Here is a 1,161-nt window from a genome sequence, read left to right as displayed (position 1 = left end):
AACACTTCGGGGTCATTCACAGCGTCGAGGCCCGCAGCGATGCGATCGCGCGCGACTTGGGCGCGGTTGAGCAACTTTTGGGCAATTTGAGCTCGGTTGAGATCGAGGGGGAATTTGTGCTCCTGGTCTGCAATCCAATCGCCGTAAGCTGTTACCATTGGCTCTAGCATTGACCGCAAAGCTGCGGGACTGGGTGCAGCAGCGATCGCTTCCATTTCTAGTTCAGTTCCGGGTACAACGGCCGCGATGACTTTTTCTACGTCAGCGGTGGGTATCCAGGCGGTGCGAATTTCCTTGCAAATCGAGTCCGAGTGGACGAGGGCGATCGCCGAAATGTTGTGGCCAACAGCAAATTCGCAGTCTTCCCGATACTGCAAGTCTGCCACCTTTTCATCCCAATCATCATCGGTTTGTCCCCGCAAATTCGGGCGGGGGACGAGGGAGTAGGGGGTGTGAATAGTTAAAGTTGCTTGGAAGATGTAAGTGGTATCTCGCAAGGAGTCGTCGGTGGTGGGGGTGCGGTAGTTGACAAGGAAAGCGGAGACGGAACGGGTACCGGGGGGTAACTTAATCTGGGACAAGACGGGGCGAACGGAAATGACAAGTTTTAAGCCGCCGCTGTCGGGAATGTCCAAGGTGTAGGGCGCGGTGCTGCTTTTGATGGGAACATCTACTTCTACCTGTTGAGGTTTCCGCAGCCAATCACCGGAGACGAGACTTTGCAGTTTGGTTTCTGCTTTTTCCTCTTCTGTGGGAATGGGCGAGTAGTCGCCCCAAGATGCGATCGCCCGGAAGTGAGTTGCTTCTTTGGGAACCAGAAAACTCAGCCCCATTGAAGAGGGAAAAAATGCTCTGCGGGCGGAGGATTTTTCCGGGGGGTTTTCGTCGTCGCCGGGACTGGGGCGACTGAGTTCGTCGAGTTCGTCATTGCTGGTGTTGTCGCTGCGCTGTTCGAGGCCGGCCCCGTAGGGTACGAGAAAACCGCTGAGATACCAGCGGGAAGGGGGTTGGTTGATGATTTCTGCGGCGTGGGCTTCGTCGTCGGGCGTAGGGCCGATCAGGTCGAGTTGTAAAGCGTCGATTAGGTGTTGGCGAACTTCGGCGGGGGTTGTCATATCAAAATTAGTTTAATTCCCAATTGTATCACCATAAATCTTGTAG

At 54.9% G+C, this 1,161-nt stretch carries 1 protein-coding gene; it reads right to left on the bottom strand.

Annotated features, from left to right (window positions below; translation table 11 throughout):
- Positions 1-1,115, bottom strand: a 1,115-nt coding sequence (locus IQ270_RS30450) for a hypothetical protein (RefSeq protein WP_339384339.1), incomplete at its 3' end; no start/stop codon positions are given.
- Positions 1,116-1,161: the final 46 nt, after the last annotated feature.

It is taken from the genome of Microcoleus sp. LEGE 07076 (genome assembly GCF_015207455.1).
Classification (GTDB): domain Bacteria; phylum Cyanobacteriota; class Cyanobacteriia; order Cyanobacteriales; family Microcoleaceae; genus Microcoleus.
Note: the sequence above shows the minus strand (reverse complement) of the source record. Positions and strands in the feature narration are given on the sequence as shown.